This is a genomic window from Neptuniibacter sp. QD29_5, from assembly GCF_047778125.1.
Classification (GTDB): domain Bacteria; phylum Pseudomonadota; class Gammaproteobacteria; order Pseudomonadales; family Balneatricaceae; genus Neptuniibacter.
Genome location: NZ_CP180556.1, coordinates 319,258 through 338,795 on the forward strand (window position 1 = coordinate 319,258; position 19,538 = coordinate 338,795).

The window sequence follows — 19,538 nt, forward strand, 5'->3', positions numbered from 1 at the left end:
GAAACAAAAAGCCGCGATATCACTATCGCGGCTTTTTTGTATTTAGCCGTTGTATACTACTTCGCCTTGGAACAGTGTCTGGGACACTTTGCCTTTTAGTGGATAGTTCATGAACGGAGTATTCTTGCCTCTTGAGTGGCAGGTTTTAGGTGTGAGTTGCCATTCCATTTCAGGATTAAAAATACAGATATTTGCTGAGCTACCAATACTTAGATTGCCTGTAGGTAGGCCTAAAATTTCAGCAGGGGCTGAGGTTAATTTTTCAATAAGTTGAGGCAGATCTAACATGTTCTGTTCAACCAGTAATAAACCTAAAGGCAGTAATGTTTCCAAGCCGATCATACCAGGCTCAGTATCAGCAAATGGTGCCTCTTTAGCTGCACGCTCGTGCGGTTGGTGGTCAGAACAGATTGCTTGAATGCTACCGCCTAATAACCCTTGGATTAAACCTGCACGGTCTAACTGACTACGCAAAGGTGGTATGAGGTGGAAGTCATTGTTAAAGCCATTCACATTTTCATCAGTCAGTAGCAGGTTTTGAATTGATACATCTGCAGTGACAGGTAGGCCTCTTTCGCGTGCTTCGGTAATCATACGAACAGAGCGTTCACAGGATAACTGACCAAAGTGAGCACGCACACCTGTCTGCTCTACAAGCAGTAGGTTGCGAGATACATCAATAGTTTCCGCTGATTCTGGGATGCCGTTCAGACCTAAGCGAGTACAAGTACTCCCTTCATGCATGCAGCCACCCTTAGCTAAAGCATTATCTTCTGCTTGGAAAATAACGAGTAGATCATGGGTAGCGGCGTATTCTAAACAGCGTGTTAGGGTTAAAGAGTCAGCAACCGGATTGCGTGTGTTGGTAAATGCAATACATCCTGCTGCTGAAAGAGCGGCCATAGGGGCAAGTTGTTCACCTTGTAGCCCTTTAGTTAGCGCACCCATAGGTAAAATTTGCATTTTACCTTCTTCTTCACAGCGATCCTGAATCAGTTGAGCAACCGCCCGCGTATCAATAACAGGATTGGTAGAAGGAGGTGTAACCATTGTAGTGACACCGCCAGCAACGGCTGCGGATGCTTCTGTTTTTATCGAGCCTTTTTGTGCTGGGCCAGGTTCGCGTGCGTGAGCACATAGATCTATTAGACCGGGGCAAACAACATGATTTTCAGCGTTGATTGTTTGATCGGCTTTAAAACCTTCTGGAGCGGAGTCGTAAGCTGCGATTTCACCATCAATTACATACAAGTCAGCAACTTTGTCAGTTTGGTTTGCAGGGTCAATGATACGACCGCCTTGAATAAGAATGTTCATGGTCGTTACTCTCCTGCTTCCAGCTGACTCGGACGACTTTTGGCTTGCCCGCTCATTGCCATAGACATGACTGCCATTCGCACAGCAATACCGTTTGTTACCTGATCTAAAATAAGGGAGCGATCACCATCAGCAACGGATGATGCTATTTCAACGCCGCGGTTAATTGGGCCTGGGTGCATGACTACAGCATCAGGTTTTGCTAGCTGCAGTTTGTCCATAGTTAGACCATAAAGCTTGTAAAATTCACTTTCGCTTGGCAGAAGAGCGCTGTTCATACGTTCTTTCTGTAGACGTAGCATCATTACAACATCAACGTCTTTGATGCCTTCTTGCATATTGGTGAATACCTTCACTCCTAAGGCCTCGATATTACGAGGTAGAAGTGTATTTGGCGCGATCACGCGAATTTCATTTACGCCTAAGATGCGTAGCGCATGAATCTGAGAACGAGCCACGCGGGAATGTAAAATATCCCCAACAATTGCCACGGTTAACGGAGCAAAGTCGCCTTTGGCCTGACGGATGGTTAGCATGTCCAACATCGCTTGTGTTGGGTGTGCGTGACGACCGTCACCAGCATTGATAACAGCAACATCGGGAGTTACATGTTCAGCAATAAAATGTGCTGCGCCACTACTCGAATGGCGAACCACGAACATGTCGGAGTGCATGGCATGCAGTGTCATTAGCGTGTCTTTTAGTGTCTCACCTTTAGAGGTCGAGGATGTGCTGATGTTTAGGTTAAGAACATCAGCAGAAAGACGCTTTGCAGCTAGTTCAAATGTTGAAAGCGTACGGGTACTCGCTTCAAAAAATAGGTTGACGACTGTTTTTCCTCTTAACAGGGGAACCTTCTTCACCTGTTTGGCGCTCATGTCTACAAAAGAGTCTGCGGTATCTAAAATCTCGGTTAGCAATTCACGAGAAAGCCCTTCGGTAGTAATAAAGTGCTTTAACTCACCTTCGTTGGTGAGTTGTATTTGATTCGGATCATTTTGTTCAAACATGATTAATACTCAGTCGTCAGAACGATTTCGGATCTCCAGAGCCAAAGGTTCTGGACCAGAAAGTTTTACAGCTTGGTCAGCACTGATAGCTAATGTGCCGCCAATTATATCTGCCTGTATAGGTAACTCACGCTGCTGTAGATCAAGCAGTGTCGCAAGTGTAATAGACGCTGGGCGGCCATAGTCAAATAGCTCGTTCATGGCTGCGCGTATAGTGCGGCCGCTCATGATTACATCGTCTACAAGAATAATATGTCGCCCTTCAGTAGTGCAGGGCAGTTTAGAAGGCTGAACTTTAGGATTTAACCCACTGGTTTCAAAATCATCTCGATGGAAAGAGATATCTAAGACACCTAAAGGGCTGTCTAAACCTAGGGCTTGATGTAGGCGCTCCGCTAACCATACCCCGCCCGTATGAATGCCGATCATCAGTGGGTCAGGCTTATCATCTTTAGACAGCAATGCTTGTAACTCCTGCTGCATTTTATCCAGCAGAGCTTCAGCATTAAGTACGTTTGTTGTCATAAACTTCCTCCAATCGGGTATGGCTAGGAATTCTAATGTCGCAGTTAAACCAGCTTTCCAAAATGAGTTGTGCGGCAAGGCCATCGACAGACTCTTTCTTAAAATTATCACTACCCCCGGCAGCAAAATGAATCTCTTTGGCTTCAGCCGTAGATAACCGCTCGTCCATCAAGAAGCAGGGCGTTTTATACCGCTCATGTAATCGGTTGGCAAACTTCCTTGCTCTATGAGCCATATCGCTAATGGTCCCGTCAAAGTTTAGGGGGATGCCGACAACCAAAGCGTCAGGTTTCCATTCATTTATTAGTTTGGAAATTTCGTCCCAATTAGGTTGACCATCTCGGGCAGAAAAAGGAGGGAGTGGTGTAGCAGTACCTGTAATGCTTTGACCGGTCGCCACCCCTATACGGGAGGTCCCAAAATCAAAAGCCACAACTTGATTGATCTGATTGCTCATGCCTGTGTCAGAACCTTATATCCCAAATGGACATAATGCCTGACGCAAATTTATCAGGCGTGTCCGGGCAGGGCGGTTAGTAGATCAAGGTTAATGCCCAATATTGATGCGGCTGCCTGTAAACGATCACCAGCCGGAGTGCTGAAGAGTATATCTGAATTTGCTGGGCAGCTTAACCAAACATTATCGCTCATCTCTTGCTCAAGCTGACCAGGACTCCAGCCGGCGCAACCTAATGCAACTAAATAATTGTGTTCAAAACGCCCATCTGCAGCGGCTTCTATAGCGTCAATTGAGGTGGTGAGATAAATATCATCCGCTACACAGTGGCTGTTACTCCATTCAAAGGGATCAGCTGCTTTGTGTAGAACATAACCTCTGTCACTTCTGACAGGGCCTCCGCTGAAAATAGCTTGCTGTTGATTCGCGATAGAAGAGCAGGGAAGGTTAAGGTGATCACACAATTCAATCAGAGTTATGCCAACAGGGCGGTTAATCACAATGCCCATAGCTCCATAATCGCTATGGTCACAAATATAGGTAACAGTCTGAGTAAAGCTCTGGTCATTCAGATGGGGCATGGATATAAGAAAATGGTTGCGTAACGAACAGCTCGATGAGGTCATAATTACTAGCCCATTTTTTATCTACGTTATTTAAGAATTAGTCCAAATAGGCGCGTTTCTCAAATTTCCATGTGCGAATAATCTCTAGGATGTCTGTACTTTTTCTCATCTCTATAGGGAAGGGTTGGAAGGGGGCTGCAAGCCTAACAATCTGAATAGCTGCATCATCGAGGATTTGTTTTCCAGATGATTCAAGTATCTCGATGGTTTTTACTGAACCATCAGGTTTGATGGCAACCAGTAGGCGTAAGCGGCCATACATTTTGTTTCTTCGAGCTTCTTCAGGGTAATTAAGATTACCAATATTCTCAATTTTTTTGCGCCAGTTATGAAGGTAGAGTGCGTCTTCACGTTTTTTAGTGGATGCTGATGTCAGGCGTTTAATTCGAGGCTGTTTGGCTCTCATCTCTCGATGGGCATCAATCTCAGCTTGTAAGCTAGCCATCTCTAAGCTTCTCGCAAGAAGAGATGTGCCGGGAGAACCGCCGGATGGTACTTTCTGTTGCTGCTTAGCGGTCTTGGTAATAGTTTTCTTCGTGCTTTGCGTAGCTGTGACTACTGTCTGTTTCGCTTTTTGTGTAGAACTATTGTCTGCTTTTATATTTGCTTTAACGGCTGCGGCACTTGGGTCTGGTTTAGGGGGCGTTGGTTCAAGTGCTTGTGCGATGGCTGTAGCCTGCTTGGGCTGGTCATCCCTAAATTCCGCTTTTTGAGGTGTGGATGGCAGCAATTTTTCTTTGCTTGTGCCACTGCCTTCTTGGTTGGCCTGTGCAATAAAATCAGCCTCTTTAGGGGCTGTTTGCTGTTGGTGTTGAGCCAAGGTGATTTCAATCGTTTTTTGAGGCGGACGTTCGTTATTAAATGTGAACGTGATCCCCAAAATCGCAACCGCATGTAACGCGGTCGCGAAAAATAACGTGAAACCGAAACGTTCAACCGCGGTCACTGTTTGTGTTACAGCGGTGCTCACTTCGGTAAAACCTTTGCTCGCAGCATCTTTTTTATTGCTTTGCCAGTTTGTGTTCGATTGCATTCATTAGCTGCATTCCGATATCCAGGCCGTACTGATTATTCAATTCGCGAATGCATGTTGGGCTGGTCACATTAATTTCTGTTAGGTAGTCGCCAATGACATCCAGACCGACAAATAGTAACCCTTTTTCTTTTAGGGTGGGAGCAATCTGTTCACAGATCCAATAATCGCGTTCAGTCAGTTCGCGTCCTTCACCTCGACCGCCAGCAGCTAAGTTGCCGCGGGTTTCCCCTTTGGCTGGTATACGTGCCAGGCCGTATGGTACTGGCTCACCATCCACTAGTAGAATGCGTTTGTCACCATCTACGATCTCGGGAATAAACTTTTGAGCCATGATGGTTTGTTGGCCGTGATTTGTAAGAGTCTCAATAATCACGCCCAAGTTTAGGCCGTCTTCTTTGATGCGAAATATTTGAGAACCGCCCATGCCATCGAGTGGTTTGAAAATGACATCTCCATGCTCTTTATGAAATTCACGTAGCATTGAGTCATGTTTGCTGACTAACACAGGTGGGCAGCATTGCGGAAAATGCGTCGCAAAGAGCTTCTCATTAAAATCACGAAGGCTTTGGGGCTTGTTAACAATCAAAGAGCCTTCTTTTTCTGCTTGCTCTAACAGATAGGTGGTATAGATAAATTCGTTATCGAATGGTGGATCTTTGCGCATCAAAATCACATTGAGATCGGATAGATCGCGCGTTTCATATTCGCCGCGTTCAAACCATTTTTGCTCGTCCATCATCACTTCAATCGGAGTCATCTTAGCTTGAGCTTTACCATCCATAGAGAATAGATGGTGTTGTTCCATATACCAAAGCTCCCAGCCTTTCTGCTGCGCAGCCCATAGCATGGCAAGTGAACTGTCTTTTTTGAATGCGATGTTATCAATAGGGTCCATCACAATGCCGAGCTTAATTGTCATTTCTTTGATCCTTAATCTTTATCGTTTAAGCGCAGAGGGTATCCTCTTGCGGCTAAGCGAGGTCGCCCCATAGGTAATTGAGTAATGTTAATGCGGCTACGGGAGCAGTTTCTGTACGCATAACGCGAGGTCCAAGTGTCAGGGGTTTGAACCCATATTGTGTCGCAAGTTCAACTTCATCGCTGGTGAGTCCGCCCTCTGGTCCAATTAGCAATGCGACAGAGCTTGGCGCCGGCATTTCTTGCAGCGGCTGTTCACTATGGTGATGTAGCACGAGTTTAAGTTCGGCATCCTGTGCAGCGAGCCATGTTTCTAAATCAGTTGGATAGGCTATCTCAGGAGGCACTGTACGGCCGGATTGTTCACAAGCGCTAACAGCAATCTGATGCCAATGTTTAACTCGTTTTTCTTGGCGTTCCTTTGGTAGTTTGACCTCGCAGCGTTCAGAAAATAGAGGGGTAATCGATTTTACGCCCATTTCAGTACTTTTCTGTACGGCATAATCCATTCTCTCTCCGCGTGAAAGTGTTTGGCCTATAGTAATAGGTAGAGGGCTTTCGGTAGAAGAGGGGCTGCTTTCAATAATTCGTGCGGTGACGCTGCGTTTCTCAATATTGATAAGCCTAGCTTTGTGTTCAGAACCATCGCCATTGAATAGAATTATCTGATCGTCAGGTCGCATTCGAAGGGAGCGACTGACATGTTGGACAACAGAATCGCTTAAAGATATATCTGTACCTGTTTGTAGGGGCTGAGATTCGAAAAAACGCGGTATTCTCATAATAAAATTTAGTCGCCTTCAATGATTAGATCTTCATCGATTAGTGCTTCATAGTCTGCCACGGGGAGAGGGCGACTCAATAAATAACCTTGAACTACATCACATTGCTCTTCACGGAGAATAGATAGTTGGCGCTCGGTTTCTACTCCTTCTGCTACAACGTGAAGTTGTAAGCCTTGGGCCATAAGAATGATTGCCTGAACTATTTTTAGATCCTGTGGGTTCGTATCAATATCATCGATAAACGACTTGTCAATTTTAATATGATCGACAGGAAGGCTTTTTATGCGGCTGAGCGACGAGTAGCCTGTGCCGAAGTCATCAATCGAGATGTTAACACCGAGATTACGTACTCGTTTTAATTTTTCTTGAATACGACCTAAATCTTCAATTAATACCCCTTCAGTAAGTTCGAGTTCTATATGCTCAAGGGTTACATTATATTGAGAGAAAATACTTTGTAACTTTTGCTCAAAGTCGTTTCTTAGGAAACTTATGCCGGATAGGTTGATCGCTACGCGCGGGAAAACGATATCTTTGTCCAACCAATTGCGGCATTGCTTGGCAACGGCATTGAGAACCCAATGGTCAAGGCGTGAAATCAACCCACTTTGTTCTGCTAAAGGGACGAAAACTGCTGGTGAGATGGGCCCTAGTGTAGGATGGGTCCATCTTAATAAGGTTTCTGCGGACAATGGAGCATTACTTTCTAGGTCAAATAACGGTTGGAAGACCAAATAAAACTGATCTTGATCCATTGCGGTTGAAAGGTCCTGCCATAGCGCTAGTTTGTGCTCGGCTGTTTGGCCTTTGATTTGACTAAAGTAGAGCCAGCCTTGTTCCCTTTTACGAGCAGTTTTAGCAGCAATTTCAGAACGTCCTATCAACTCAAACTGTTGGTCACCATCTTCTGGATAGGACGCTATGCCTATGCGTGCCCCAATCTGGATCTGCAGGTTATCTAATTGGATGGGTTGCTCAATAGTATTGAGAATAGAGTCAGCTACATCTTCAAGGTTGATGTGTGCTGGTTTGTTTATGAGCATCAGACCAAAACAACCTTCGCCTATTCGTGCTAGTCGGTGGTTGATCGACAGTATTTGTCTTAAGCGGTTAGCTGTTTCAATCAAAATTTGGTCGCGCTGCTCATCGCCTAATTCTATGGTTAAGTTTCTTAGGAGATCTAAACGGATAAATAAAAATGAAACCTGTTCTTGGTTTTCAAAGTTACGAATGATCTCTCGTTCAAGCGCTTCGCCAATAGCACGGCGATTATAGAGGCGAGTAACAGGATCAAAATTCTCGAGGAACTGAACATGTTCCTGCATATAACGTAAGCGTTTATTTTCAATTAAGTGATCGCGAAACTCTTCTAACGATTGTGCTATTTGGCCGATTTCATCTTTATGATGAGTAAAGCGTATCTCTTGGTCGATATCGCCTGAAGAGAGGCGTTTCATCTGTCCAGAGAGAATGATGATGGGTTGAACTATATTGCGTGATATCAGTACTGCAGTCGCAAATGCTGCCAGTAAAACGGCTAAGGTTATCGTTATGTAGCTTAGCGCGCGATTGATGTACACGGGAATTAGATCATCAAGGTATACGCCAGTACCAATAATAAGATCACTGTCAGGGAGTAGTTGCGCGTAGGTTAGCTTTTCCAGTGAAGGTCCGCCGTCTGGCTTAGGCAGGTAGAGTTTCCAAAATTGTGATTTTTCTGGGTTTGCTGCAATTTGCTTAAAACTGGCTGCAATGGCTTCGCCATTTTTTATGTGGGGTACTTCATTGATTAATAGCCCTTCAAGCTCAGGGCGCTTGGGATGAAGATAAATACGCGCTTCTTGAGTCATTAAAAAGATATAGCTGCCATTTGAATAGCTGGTGCTATAGATTAGCAATCGAAGGCGTTGTAAGTAGTCAGCTTCAGAAATCTGTTGGGATTTTTTTAACGCGCGCAGATGAAGAACCTGACTGGCAGACACTTGAACAACACTGCGAATTTGATCTTTCTTTCCGGCCAAGGTGTCTTGGTATGAAAAGTAAAAGGCAAGACTGGAGGTCATCAATATACCTAGCGCGAGTATGATGACGAGTCCGATCAGTTTTTGCCGGATGCTAAAATTACTAAGTTGCATTAGTTCCAAGAAAGATCGCGAAGTAAGTTTCTCATTATTGTCATATAACTTACTGTAGGCAATAAAAAAGCGCCATAAGGCGCTTTTTTTGTATAAAAATCACTAAATTAAGATAGGCCTGCAGCTTCGCGTAGGGCTTCTGCCTTATCAGTGCGCTCCCATGTGAATGCAGTAAAGGTTTCACCTTTGTACTCCATTTCGAACGGGTTACGGCCAAAGTGGCCGTATGCAGCAGTTGGTTGATACATTGGGTGTAGTAGATCAAGCATTGTAGTGATCGCGTAAGGGCGCAAGTCAAAGTGCTCACGAACTAACTGAATGATCTTATCATCGGAGATCTTGCCAGTGCCGAATGTATTAATAGATACGGATGTTGGCTCAGCTACGCCGATTGCATAAGAAACCTGAATTTCGCAACGGTCAGCTAGACCTGCTGCTACAATATTCTTGGCCACATAACGCCCAGCGTAAGCAGCAGAGCGGTCTACTTTAGATGGATCTTTACCAGAGAATGCCCCACCACCATGACGAGCCATGCCGCCATAAGTATCAACAATGATTTTACGGCCTGTTAGGCCACAGTCACCTACTGGGCCGCCGATTACGAAGTTGCCTGTTGGGTTGATATGGAATTGAGTCTCTTTTGTGATCCACTCAGCTGGAATAACATGCTTAACGATAAGTTCCATTACTGCTTCACGAAGATCTGCTTGAGATACTTCAGGGTTATGTTGAGTAGACAGTACAAGTGCGTCAACACCTACTGGCTTGCCGTTCTCATAGCGGAATGTAAGTTGGGATTTCGCATCTGGGCGCAGCCATGGCAATAGGCCTGATTTGCGAACTTCAGCTTGGCGCTCAACCAGGCGGTGAGAATAAGTGATTGGTGCCGGCATCAATACATCAGTTTCGTTTGATGCATAACCAAACATCAAGCCTTGGTCGCCGGCGCCTTGATCTTCAGGCTTAGCGCGGTCAACACCTTGGTTGATATCAGGGGATTGTTTACCGATGATGTTGATTACGCCACACGTATCGCCATCGTAACCTACATCAGAAGACGTATAGCCAATATCATTAATGACTTTCCGAACTAGATCTTCCAAATCTACCCAAGCAGACGTTGTGATTTCGCCAGAAACGACGGCTACACCAGTTTTTACCAGTGTTTCGCAGGCAACACGAGCATGCTTATCTTCAGCAATGATAGCATCCAGTACAGCATCGGAGATCTGGTCAGCAATTTTGTCCGGGTGACCTTCGGAAACGGATTCTGATGTAAATAAGCTATATTCGCTCATTGTGAAAATTACCTTTACAAAATAGGGCTACGATGGAATTCACCTGATGCTAAAAAGACACAAAGTGCAGAAAAAAGTTTAGCAGTTGGAATACCATGTGGATTTTTAAAGTGCGTATTCTACTCGCGACTTTAGTGAAATGCATATTTTTACAGTGCGTTCAGCATGAGAAATTTAAATTTTTGGATGAAAAACGCTCATTTTTACCCTGAAAGTGCAATTCTTATTTGAAGCTTTCCTCTATCTGCGAGAAAATTGCGCCCAATTTTTTCCTGAACCTTCTATTTTGGGCAAAATGCCCAGGAGCTGAGTTAATGTCTTCTCGTAGAGAACTTGCCAACGCGATTCGTGCGTTGAGCATGGATGCCGTACAGAAAGCTAAATCTGGTCACCCGGGTGCCCCAATGGGTATGGCGGATATCGCTGAAGTGCTTTGGAACGATTTTATGAAGCACAACCCAACAAACCCGCAGTGGTTCGATCGCGACCGTTTCGTACTGTCCAATGGTCATGGCTCTATGCTGATCTACAGCTTGCTTCACCTGACTGGCTACGATGTCTCTATTGAAGATTTGAAAAACTTCCGTCAGCTTCATTCTAAAACAGCGGGTCACCCTGAATATGGTTACTGCCCAGGTGTAGAAACTACAACAGGTCCATTGGGTCAAGGTGTCACTAACGCGGTAGGCTTTGCGGTAGCAGAGAAAACGCTTGCTGCTCAGTTCAACCGTGAAGGTCACGATATTGTTGATCACAACACTTATGTGTTCATGGGTGATGGCTGCTTGATGGAAGGTATCTCCCATGAAGCTTGCTCTCTAGCGGGTACACTAGGCCTTGGTAAGCTGATTGCTTTCTGGGATGACAACGGCATCTCTATTGATGGTGAAGTTGAAGGCTGGTACACCGACGATAACGTTAAGCGTTTTGAGTCTTACGGTTGGCAGGTGATCCCGGGTGTTGATGGTCACGATGCTGATCAGATTCGCGCAGCGATCGAGCAGGCGAAAGAGAACACAGAGCAGCCAACGCTGATCTGCTGTAAAACAATTATCGGTTTTGGTTCTCCTAATAAAGAAGGTAAGGAAGATTGCCACGGTGCGCCACTGGGTGATGATGAAATCGCTCTGACACGTGAGCGTCTGGGCTGGACTCATCCTGCTTTTGAAGTGCCTGCTGAAATCGCTGAAGACTGGAATGCACAGGAAGCGGGTGTTCATGCCGAGAATGAGTGGAACGAACGTTTCGCTGCATACCGTGCTGAGTTCCCTGAACTGGCAGATGAGCTGCTGCGTCGTATCTCTGGAGAGCTGCCAGCTGATTTTGCTGAAAAAGCCGATGCTTACATTGCTGAAATTGCTGAGAAAGGCGAAACGATTGCGTCTCGTAAAGCGTCTCAAAATGCACTGAATGCATACGGCCCTATGCTGCCTGAACTGCTGGGCGGTTCTGCTGACTTGGCGGGTTCTAACCTGACACTGTGGTCTGGCTGCAAAGGTGTAGAGAAGAATGATGCATCCGGTAACTACCTTTTCTACGGTGTGCGTGAATTCGGTATGTCTGCGATCATGAACGGTATCGCTTTGCACGGTGGTTTCATCCCTTACGGTGCAACCTTCCTTGTATTTATGGAATACGCGCGTAATGCAGTACGTATGGCTGCACTGATGAAGCAACGTGCTATCCATGTTTATACACATGATTCTATTGGTCTGGGTGAAGATGGTCCGACTCACCAACCTGTTGAGCAAGTAGCTAACCTACGTCACACGCCAAACATGAGCACATGGCGTCCGTGTGATGCAGTTGAATCTGCAGTAGCTTGGAAAGCTGCGCTTGAGCGTGCAGATGGCCCAACGGCAATGATCTTCTCTCGTCAGGGACTACCGCACCAAGCTCGTTCAGAAGAGCAGATTGCAAACATCGCGAAAGGTGGTTACATCTTGCGTGATACAGATGGCCAGCCGGATGCAATCCTGATTGCTACAGGTTCTGAAGTAGGCTTGGCGATGGGCGCTGCTGAAGCACTTGCTTCTGAAGGTACGAATGTGCGCGTTGTTTCTATGCCAGAAACAGGTGTGTTCGATCAGCAGTCTGCTGAGTACCGTGAATCTGTTCTTCCTGCTGCTGTGACTGCGCGTGTTGCTGTCGAAGCGTTACAGGCAGACTTCTGGTACAAATATGTTGGTTTGAATGGTGCAATTGTTGGTATGCGTACCTTCGGTGAATCTGCACCTGCAGGTGAGCTGTTTAAGCACTTTGGTTTCACTACTGAAAACGTAGTAGAAACGGTTAAATCTGTTCTTTAATAGAACACGTAAAAAGACCCGGGGTTCCGGGTCTTTTTATTTTTAGGGTAGGGTTCTAGATTGAGTTATCGCGTTGCAATTAATGGCTATGGTCGTATCGGCCAATGCGTCCTGCGCGCGATTTATGAAAATGGATTGCAAGATCTGTTTAGGGTTGTTGCTATCAATGAGCTTTCCGATCTTGAAACGGTAACCTACCTGACCCGCTACGATACGACTCATGGTCGCTTTCCTGTATCTGTTGAACACAATGGCAAACAGCTTCTAGTCAATGGCGACACTATTCAGGTTCTGAATGAATCTGATGCTGAGGATCTGCCTTGGGCTTATTTGGGCATTGATCTTCTTTTTGAATGCTCTGGCTCGTTTAAAGCTCGTTCTCTAGCTCAGTTGCATCTGCATAGCGGTGCGCAACGCTTGTTGTTTTCTCAGCCGGCGACTGATGAAGTGGATGCAACCATAGTATTCGGCCTGAATGAAAAACAGCTGCACCCAGAACATACAGTTGTATCTGCTGCTTCCTGTACAACCAACTGTATTATTCCGGTATTAGATTTACTGGATAAGCAGTTGGGGATCGAAAGCGGTGTTACAACTACAATTCATTCTGCGATGAATGATCAGCCGGTTATCGATAGCTACCATCAGACCGATCTGCGTCTGACTCGAAGTGCTATGCATTCGATCGTACCTGTGGATACAGGCCTAGATAAAGGTATCGATCGCCTGTTGCCACATCTGGCAGGTAAATTTCAGTGCCTGCATGTTCGAGTTCCTACGATTAATGTGTCGATGATGGATCTTTCAATTAATGTATCGCAGTCGACCAGCGTAGATGAAGTGAATCAAATTCTTCAACGTGCCTCTAATGAAGGGCCGTTAAAGGGACTATTAGGTTATACAGAAGAACCGCATGCTTCTGTAGACTTCAATCGCGATTCCCGTTCCGCGGTGGTAGATGGTACCCAGACTAAAGTTTCTGAGGGGCGTCTAATCAAACTTGTATGCTGGTTTGATAATGAATGGGGCTTTGCTAACCGTATGTTAGATGTAGCAAAGTACTGGTTAGCTTTGGATGGCAGTGCCGAATCCGCTGCCGAAGAAACGAATTCTTGATTTAAATATTTCAAAACTTAAGTAGGGCACGTCAATGAGCGTACTGAAAATGAGCGAACTGGATCTGAGCGGCAAGCGCGTTCTGATCCGCGAAGACTTAAACGTACCAGTGAAAAATGGTGAAGTAACTTCTGATGCGCGTATTCGTGCATCACTGCCGACTATTGAGCTGGCGCTTAAAGCGGGTGCTAAGGTGATGGTAATGTCTCACCTAGGTCGACCAACGGAAGGTGAATATAACGAAGAGTTCTCTCTACAGCCTGTAGCTAACCATATTGGCGGCTTGTTGGGTCGTGAAGTTCCACTAATCAAAGATTGGTTGGATGGAGGCTTTGAAGTTGCTGAAGGCGATCTAGTGTTGCTGGAAAACGTTCGCTTCAACGTAGGCGAAAAGAAAGACAATGAAGAGCTATCTCAGAAGATGGCTGCATTGTGTGATGTTTATGTTATGGATGCATTCGGTACGGCACACCGTGCTCAAGCATCGACCCATGGCGTGGCAAAATTTGCTGAAGTAGCTTGCGCAGGTCCTCTGCTGGCGGGTGAACTAGATGCATTAGGTAAGGCGCTAGATAAGCCTGCTCGTTCTCTTGCAGCGATCGTTGGCGGATCTAAAGTATCGACGAAACTTGAAGTGTTAACAGCGCTGTCTGACCAAGTTGACCAGTTGATCGTTGGTGGTGGTATTGCGAATACTTTCCTTGCAGCCGCTGGTAAGCCAGTGGGTAAATCCTTGTGCGAACACGATCTGATTCCAGTAGCTCAAGACCTGATGGAGAAAGTAAACATCCCGATGCCAGTGGATGTTGTTGTAGCGAAAGAGTTTGCTGAAACGGCTGAAGCGACGGTTAAATCTGTTGATGATGTAGCTGAAGATGACATGATTCTGGATATCGGTCCACAGTCGTCACAGAACCTGGCTGCGCTGCTGAAAGATGCAGGTACGATCATCTGGAACGGCCCAGTCGGTGTCTTTGAATTTGACCAGTTCGGTGAAGGTACCAAGACACTGTCTTTGGCAATCGCTGAAAACCAGGGCTTCTCTATCGCCGGTGGAGGTGACACGCTGGCGGCTGTGGATAAATACGATATCGCAGATAAAGTATCCTACATCTCAACAGGTGGCGGTGCGTTCCTTGAGTTTGTTGAAGGTAAGAAATTACCTGCTGTAGCTGCTCTAGAAGCAAAGAATTCATAAGAAACTGATTTTAATGTCGGATGGGTGGTAAACTCTGCCCATCCCCGTCTTTCGACGAAGTTAACAAATATTTGAAGGTGACAAAATGGCTCTGATCTCCATGCGTCAGCTGCTGGATCATGCTGCTGAAAACGACTACGGTATTCCAGCATTCAACGTGAACAACCTGGAACAGATGCGCGCTATTATGGAAGCGGCAGACAAAACTAACTCTCCAGTGATTGTTCAAGCATCTGCCGGTGCACGTAAATACGCGGGTTCTAACTTCCTGCGTCACATGATCGAAGCGGCGATTGCTGAATTCCCGCATATCCCGGTATGTATGCACCAAGACCACGGTACGTCTCCTGCAGTTTGTCAGCGTACAATCGCGATGGGCTTCTCCTCAGTCATGATGGACGGTTCCCTGATGTCTGATGGTAAAACACCATCGAGCTACGAATACAACGTTGATGTTACTCGCCGTACAGTTGAGATGGCACATGCGTGTGGTGTTTCTGTAGAGGGTGAGCTGGGCTGCCTGGGTTCTTTGGAAACAGGTCAGGCGGGGGAAGAAGACGGCATTGGTGCTGAAGGTACACTGTCTCACGACCAGATGCTGACGGATCCTGATGAAGCAGCTGACTTTGTTAAGAAGACTGGTGTGGACGCGTTGGCAATTGCTTGCGGTACTTCTCACGGTGCTTACAAGTTTACCCGTCCACCAACAGGTGACATTCTGGCGATCGACCGCATTAAGGCGATCAACGAACGTATTCCAGGTACGCACCTAGTAATGCACGGTTCCTCTTCTGTACCTCAGGAGTGGTTGGCTGTGATCAACGAATTCGGTGGCGAAATTCCAGAAACTTACGGTGTTCCGGTTGAGCAGATTGTTGAAGGTATCAAGTACGGTGTACGTAAGGTAAACATCGATACTGACCTGCGTCTTGCATCTACTGGTGCGATTCGTCGTTTCTTAGCTGAAAATCCAGCTGAGTTTGATCCACGTAAATACCTGAAGAAGTCTATGGAAGCGATGACAGATATCTGTGTTAATCGTTATGAGGCATTTGGTACTGCTGGTAATGCATCTAAGATCACTGCAATCTCTCTGGAAAAAATGGCAGAGAAGTATGAGAGCGGTGAGTTAGATCCAAAAATCGCTTAAATCTTCTTGAGTTTAAGCAATAAAAAAACCGCCTAAAGGCGGTTTTTTTATTGCTGTAGAATAAGGCGCTTTAGAAAAGCTCTTCTTCAGCATTCTTAGTTCCTGAGTTGCTAGGAGTGGCATAACCTGTTGGAATATTTTCTTTACGGAAGTATTCGTAGATAGAATCATCCTGTCCAGGGTAAGCTAATTGTCCGCTACGGGGATCGATTTTGACGCTAACTATTCCTTCAGGTGGATTTGGAGCGTTCTCAGCCTTGTCTTTTAGGGCGTCGCGCATGAAGTCTATCCAGATAGGTAATGCGGCAGTCCCGCCAAATTCACGTCGGCCAAGTGTTTGGGGTTGGTCAAAACCTACCCACGTTGTAGCAACATAGTCTTGGTTGAATCCAGAGAACCAAGCATCTTTTTGGTCATTGGTTGTACCTGTTTTTCCTGCAATATCATCCCGATTTAATACTAAGGCTTTACGTGCAGTGCCTTTGCGGATGGAATCTTGCATTATATTGTATGTAAGGAATGTTACTTGCTCATTATAAATCTGAGGAGCTAGTTTTTGATTGTTACTTACTTTGCAATCTATTTTACAGGCAATTGTTGGCTCAGCTGTAAATAGATTTTCATCAAATTGATTATCTATACGCTGAATGAAGTAGGGCTCTATTTTGAAGCCTCCATTGGCGAAAGCGGCATAGCCAGTTACCAGCTGTAATGGTGTAACATCTGCGCTGCCAAGAGATAGAGATAGATTGTTTGGCAACTTGGTACGGTCAAAGCCTGCTAAATCTAAATAAGTCTGTGCTGTATCTATACCAATAGCTCTTAATAATCTTATAGATACGAGGTTTCTAGATTTGTAAAGGGCTTCGCGGAGTCTGGTTGGGCCGTAGAATTTTCTACTAGAATTCTCTGGTCGCCAGTTACCCTCAAGATTTTTATCATGAAATACAATTGGTGCATCGTTTATTAGTGAAGCGGCTGAGTAACCTTTATTCAAGGCTGCAGCATATATAAAGGGTTTGAAGTTAGAGCCTGGTTGGCGTATAGCTTGAGTGCTGCGATTGAATTTGTTGTGAGTGAAATTAAAACCGCCAACGAGTGATACGATTGAGCCATCTTTAGGGTTTAGTGCAACAAGAGAGCCTTGAACTTTAGGGGTTTGCGTAAGATGGAATTTGTCTCCTTTCTCTCTTATGCGAATTAAGTCACCTATCTGTAAGACGTCGCTAGCTTTCTGTGGTGCTTTTCCTGTGTGGTTAACTGACTTATAAGGTTTTGCCCAAGCTATGCCTTCCCATTCTAAGATCGCTTTTTGGCCATCTTTTAGGAGTAGTTCAGCAGATTTATCGTTGACTGATAGAACTACAGCAGGTCGGAGGGTGTAATAAGAGATTACCTTGTTTAATCTTTTCTGTAGCTCTTCAAATGAGATATTAGTGATATCCCACTTATCTTCAGCTCCTAAATAACCATGTCGCTCTGAGTATGCTACTAAGCCATTAGACACTGCGATGTTTGCTGATGATTGAAGTTTGCTATCAAGTGTTGTGTAAACTTTATAGCCATTAGTGTATAAGTTCTCACCGAATTGTTCGTATAGCTTTTTTCGAACCATCTCAGCAACATAGTAAGCACGTAATTCTATATCGCTAGTATGATATTTGGCTGTAACGGGAGCTGCAGTAGCTTCTTCAAATTGTTGATCGTTGATGAAACTAAGGGCATGCATGCGCTTTAGAATCCAGTTTCGGCGCTCTATAGCTCGGTTGGGGTTTGTAATTGGGTTAAATGCAGAAGGTGCCTTAGGTAGGCCTGCAATCATTGCGTGCTGAGCAAGACTTAAGTTTTCGATATTCTTGCCGTAATAGACATTAGCTGCTGCTTGTATGCCGTATGAGCGGTGGCCTAAGTAGATTTTGTTGATATAAAGCTCGAAGATTTCTTCTTTACTTAGTTCCTGTTCGATTCTAAGTGCGAGTAGAATTTCCATGAACTTCCGAGTAAATGTTCTTTCTCGGGTTAGAAAGAAATTCTTAGCTACCTGCATGGTAATGGTGGAGCCACCACTTTGGATATGGCCTGTTGATGCTAGTTGAAATGCTGCTCGGGTTAGACCTTTAATATCTATGCCTAAGTGATCAAAGAAACGGCTGTCTTCGGCAGCTGTTAATGCTTGAATAAACTGAGGTGGAATATCTTCAAAGTTGATTGGTGTGCGTCTTTTTTCACCGAACTCGGCGATGAGCTTTTCATCCTTAGAAAAAATTCTCAAAGGGGTTTGAAACTGTACTTCTTTAAGGGAATTTGTATTAGGTAGTTTTGGTGCGAAATGGTAATAGACGCCTGCAAGCGAAAGTGCACCTAGGAATGTGCAAAAAATACCTAGTTTAAACAAAAGTTTGAAAAGCGAAACCATAGCTGACATGCTACTCTGATACAATGAAAAGTTGATTTGGGTCTATTATATAGACAGGTGGTGTTGATCCTCTAGCAGATATTAAATATTAATTTGCTTTTTAATGTCGGTTAGAGTGGGCCAAGTGTACTAAATACACATTAACGCAGGGAAAAATTAGGGAATATATTTGTGTTAGGCTTTTTGGGGAACAAGTCAAGTAATTTAGTTGGGCTGGATGTGGGTTCATCATCCGTTAAATTAGTAGCCCTTTCGAAAAATAGTGGTAGTTATACTCTAGAGTCTTACGCTGTTGTTTCGTTACCTCCTACTGCAGTCATTGATGGCAATATTCAGGATGTTGGGGAAGTGGCTGAAACAATAGAAAAGGCTGTAAAGGTAGCTGGAGTTAAACTATCGTCAGCTATTGCTGCAGTACCGGCTTCTGCGGTAATTACTAAGCGCATTGAAATGAGTAATGTCTTCACGGAATTTGAGCTTGAGGAGCAAATTAAGGTCGAAGCTGATCAGTTTATTCCCTATCCATTAGATGAAGTGGCGCTAGATTTTGAAGTTTTGGGTCCTGTTAAAAATAATGAAAGCTTAAATACCGTTTTGCTCGTTGCTTGTAGAAAAACAGATGTTGAGCAGCGAGAAGATGCGATAAGTAGTACAGGGCTGAGCTGCTCTATTGTTGATGTTGATACCTTTGCTGTTGAGAGAGCTTTTCCATTGATATCATCTGAGCAAAGAGATGCATCTGATTTGGTTGGGGTTGTTGATATTGGAGCAGCAACGCTTACTTTAAATGTATTTAAAGGAACAGAGATTGTTTACAGTCGTGAACAAGCTTTTGGTGGAAATGATTTAACAAATACAATTCACCAGCAGTATGGAATTAGCATCGAAGAAGTTGAGCAGTCCTTAAGACTCAATGAATTGTCTTCTGAAATTCAAGAAATGGTGGTCATGCCGTTTAGGGGAACAGTTGCACAACAAGTTTCCCGATCCCTTCAGTTTTTTTATTCATCTGGTGCGCATAGTGAGCTTTCCGCATTGTTTCTATCAGGAGGAACTGCAACTATCGAAGGGCTTGCTGATCAGTTAGCTGAAGAGCTAGGTATAAACGCCGATATGGCTAACCCGTTCTTAAACATGCCAATTAGTTCGCGTGTAAATCGTGCACGATTAGAACGTGATGCACCTTCTTTGATAAAAGCATGTGGATTGGCAATGCGTGGGTTTGAGGGCAAGGTGTAG

16 protein-coding genes are annotated in these 19,538 nt (G+C 44.9%); 5 read left to right on the top strand and 11 right to left on the bottom strand.

Features of this window, described 5'->3' with window-relative positions; translation table 11 throughout:
- Positions 1–42: 42 nt before the first annotated feature.
- From ACMXYR_RS01350 to metK, 10 genes are all read right to left on the bottom strand, one after another.
- Positions 43–1,317: a dihydroorotase gene (locus ACMXYR_RS01350; RefSeq protein WP_415902623.1), complete on the bottom strand. Its 1,275-nt coding sequence runs from the start codon at positions 1,315–1,317 to the stop codon at positions 43–45.
- A gap of 5 nt (positions 1,318–1,322) precedes the next feature.
- The gene (locus tag ACMXYR_RS01355) at positions 1,323–2,327 is read right to left on the bottom strand and encodes an aspartate carbamoyltransferase catalytic subunit (RefSeq protein WP_415886692.1); all 1,005 of its coding nucleotides are present in this window, start codon (positions 2,325–2,327) and stop codon (positions 1,323–1,325) included.
- A 9-nt stretch (positions 2,328–2,336) separates the two neighbouring features.
- Positions 2,337–2,852, bottom strand: coding sequence for a bifunctional pyr operon transcriptional regulator/uracil phosphoribosyltransferase PyrR (gene pyrR / locus ACMXYR_RS01360; RefSeq protein ID WP_415886693.1), 516 nt, complete (start codon positions 2,850–2,852; stop codon positions 2,337–2,339).
- Positions 2,833–3,309, bottom strand: coding sequence for a Holliday junction resolvase RuvX (gene ruvX / locus ACMXYR_RS01365; protein WP_415902624.1), 477 nt, complete (start codon positions 3,307–3,309; stop codon positions 2,833–2,835). Before ruvX ends, pyrR begins: the two co-directional genes overlap by 20 nt.
- Positions 3,310–3,362: 53 nt before the next feature.
- On the bottom strand, positions 3,363–3,935 hold the full coding sequence (locus ACMXYR_RS01370; protein WP_415902625.1) for a YqgE/AlgH family protein: 573 nt from the start codon (positions 3,933–3,935) through the stop codon (positions 3,363–3,365).
- 37 nt (positions 3,936–3,972) lie between these two features.
- Positions 3,973–4,968 carry an energy transducer TonB gene (locus ACMXYR_RS01375; protein ID WP_415902626.1) on the bottom strand — a complete coding sequence of 332 codons (996 nt, stop codon included), beginning with the start codon at positions 4,966–4,968 and terminating at the stop codon, positions 3,973–3,975.
- Positions 4,937–5,890, bottom strand: coding sequence for a glutathione synthase (gene gshB, locus ACMXYR_RS01380; protein ID WP_415902627.1), 954 nt, complete (start codon positions 5,888–5,890; stop codon positions 4,937–4,939). The genes ACMXYR_RS01375 and gshB overlap by 32 nt, the downstream gene beginning before the upstream one ends.
- A gap of 52 nt (positions 5,891–5,942) precedes the next feature.
- Positions 5,943–6,671, bottom strand: coding sequence for a 16S rRNA (uracil(1498)-N(3))-methyltransferase (locus ACMXYR_RS01385; protein ID WP_415902628.1), 729 nt, complete (start codon positions 6,669–6,671; stop codon positions 5,943–5,945).
- Between the two features lie 8 nt (positions 6,672–6,679).
- Positions 6,680–8,737 carry an EAL domain-containing protein gene (locus tag ACMXYR_RS01390; protein ID WP_415902629.1) on the bottom strand — a complete coding sequence of 686 codons (2,058 nt, stop codon included), beginning with the start codon at positions 8,735–8,737 and terminating at the stop codon, positions 6,680–6,682.
- Positions 8,738–8,916: 179 nt separating this feature from the next.
- On the bottom strand, positions 8,917–10,110 hold the full coding sequence (gene metK / locus ACMXYR_RS01395; RefSeq protein ID WP_415902630.1) for a methionine adenosyltransferase: 1,194 nt from the start codon (positions 10,108–10,110) through the stop codon (positions 8,917–8,919).
- A gap of 314 nt (positions 10,111–10,424) precedes the next feature.
- On the opposite strand from metK, the gene tkt reads away from it, so the two are divergent.
- The 4 genes from tkt (at position 10,425) to fba (ending at position 15,883) form a co-directional block, all read left to right on the top strand.
- Positions 10,425–12,419 (top strand): transketolase, encoded by a 1,995-nt coding sequence (gene tkt / locus ACMXYR_RS01400; protein ID WP_415902631.1) that lies wholly within the window; start codon positions 10,425–10,427, stop codon positions 12,417–12,419.
- A gap of 60 nt (positions 12,420–12,479) precedes the next feature.
- The gene (locus ACMXYR_RS01405) at positions 12,480–13,535 is read left to right on the top strand and encodes a type I glyceraldehyde-3-phosphate dehydrogenase (protein WP_415902632.1); all 1,056 of its coding nucleotides are present in this window, start codon (positions 12,480–12,482) and stop codon (positions 13,533–13,535) included.
- A gap of 34 nt (positions 13,536–13,569) precedes the next feature.
- On the top strand, positions 13,570–14,733 hold the full coding sequence (locus ACMXYR_RS01410) for a phosphoglycerate kinase (protein WP_415902633.1): 1,164 nt from the start codon (positions 13,570–13,572) through the stop codon (positions 14,731–14,733).
- An 85-nt stretch (positions 14,734–14,818) separates the two neighbouring features.
- Complete coding sequence (fba, locus tag ACMXYR_RS01415; RefSeq protein ID WP_415883237.1) at positions 14,819–15,883, top strand: class II fructose-bisphosphate aldolase; 1,065 nt, start codon at positions 14,819–14,821, stop codon at positions 15,881–15,883.
- A 70-nt stretch (positions 15,884–15,953) separates the two neighbouring features.
- On the opposite strand, the gene ACMXYR_RS01420 is transcribed toward fba, so the two are convergent.
- Positions 15,954–18,308 (bottom strand): penicillin-binding protein 1A, encoded by a 2,355-nt coding sequence (locus tag ACMXYR_RS01420; RefSeq protein ID WP_415902634.1) that lies wholly within the window; start codon positions 18,306–18,308, stop codon positions 15,954–15,956.
- A 162-nt stretch (positions 18,309–18,470) separates the two neighbouring features.
- Here ACMXYR_RS01420 and pilM point away from each other — a divergent pair, with 162 nt between their 5' ends.
- The gene (pilM, locus tag ACMXYR_RS01425) at positions 18,471–19,538 is read left to right on the top strand and encodes a type IV pilus assembly protein PilM (RefSeq protein ID WP_415902635.1); all 1,068 of its coding nucleotides are present in this window, start codon (positions 18,471–18,473) and stop codon (positions 19,536–19,538) included.

Coding starts and splice junctions, on each gene's coding strand:
- ACMXYR_RS01350 (WP_415902623.1), bottom strand. CDS start 1,317: ATGAACATTCTTATTCAAGGCGGTCGTATCATTGACCCTGCAAACCAA.
- ACMXYR_RS01355 (WP_415886692.1), bottom strand. CDS start 2,327: ATGTTTGAACAAAATGATCCGAATCAAATACAACTCACCAACGAAGGT.
- pyrR (WP_415886693.1), bottom strand. CDS start 2,852: ATGACAACAAACGTACTTAATGCTGAAGCTCTGCTGGATAAAATGCAG.
- ruvX (WP_415902624.1), bottom strand. CDS start 3,309: ATGAGCAATCAGATCAATCAAGTTGTGGCTTTTGATTTTGGGACCTCC.
- ACMXYR_RS01370 (WP_415902625.1), bottom strand. CDS start 3,935: ATGACCTCATCGAGCTGTTCGTTACGCAACCATTTTCTTATATCCATG.
- ACMXYR_RS01375 (WP_415902626.1), bottom strand. CDS start 4,968: ATGCAATCGAACACAAACTGGCAAAGCAATAAAAAAGATGCTGCGAGC.
- gshB (WP_415902627.1), bottom strand. CDS start 5,890: ATGACAATTAAGCTCGGCATTGTGATGGACCCTATTGATAACATCGCA.
- ACMXYR_RS01385 (WP_415902628.1), bottom strand. CDS start 6,671: ATGAGAATACCGCGTTTTTTCGAATCTCAGCCCCTACAAACAGGTACA.
- ACMXYR_RS01390 (WP_415902629.1), bottom strand. CDS start 8,737: ATGACCTCCAGTCTTGCCTTTTACTTTTCATACCAAGACACCTTGGCC.
- metK (WP_415902630.1), bottom strand. CDS start 10,110: ATGAGCGAATATAGCTTATTTACATCAGAATCCGTTTCCGAAGGTCAC.
- tkt (WP_415902631.1), top strand. CDS start 10,425: ATGTCTTCTCGTAGAGAACTTGCCAACGCGATTCGTGCGTTGAGCATG.
- ACMXYR_RS01410 (WP_415902633.1), top strand. CDS start 13,570: ATGAGCGTACTGAAAATGAGCGAACTGGATCTGAGCGGCAAGCGCGTT.
- fba (WP_415883237.1), top strand. CDS start 14,819: ATGGCTCTGATCTCCATGCGTCAGCTGCTGGATCATGCTGCTGAAAAC.
- ACMXYR_RS01420 (WP_415902634.1), bottom strand. CDS start 18,308: ATGTCAGCTATGGTTTCGCTTTTCAAACTTTTGTTTAAACTAGGTATT.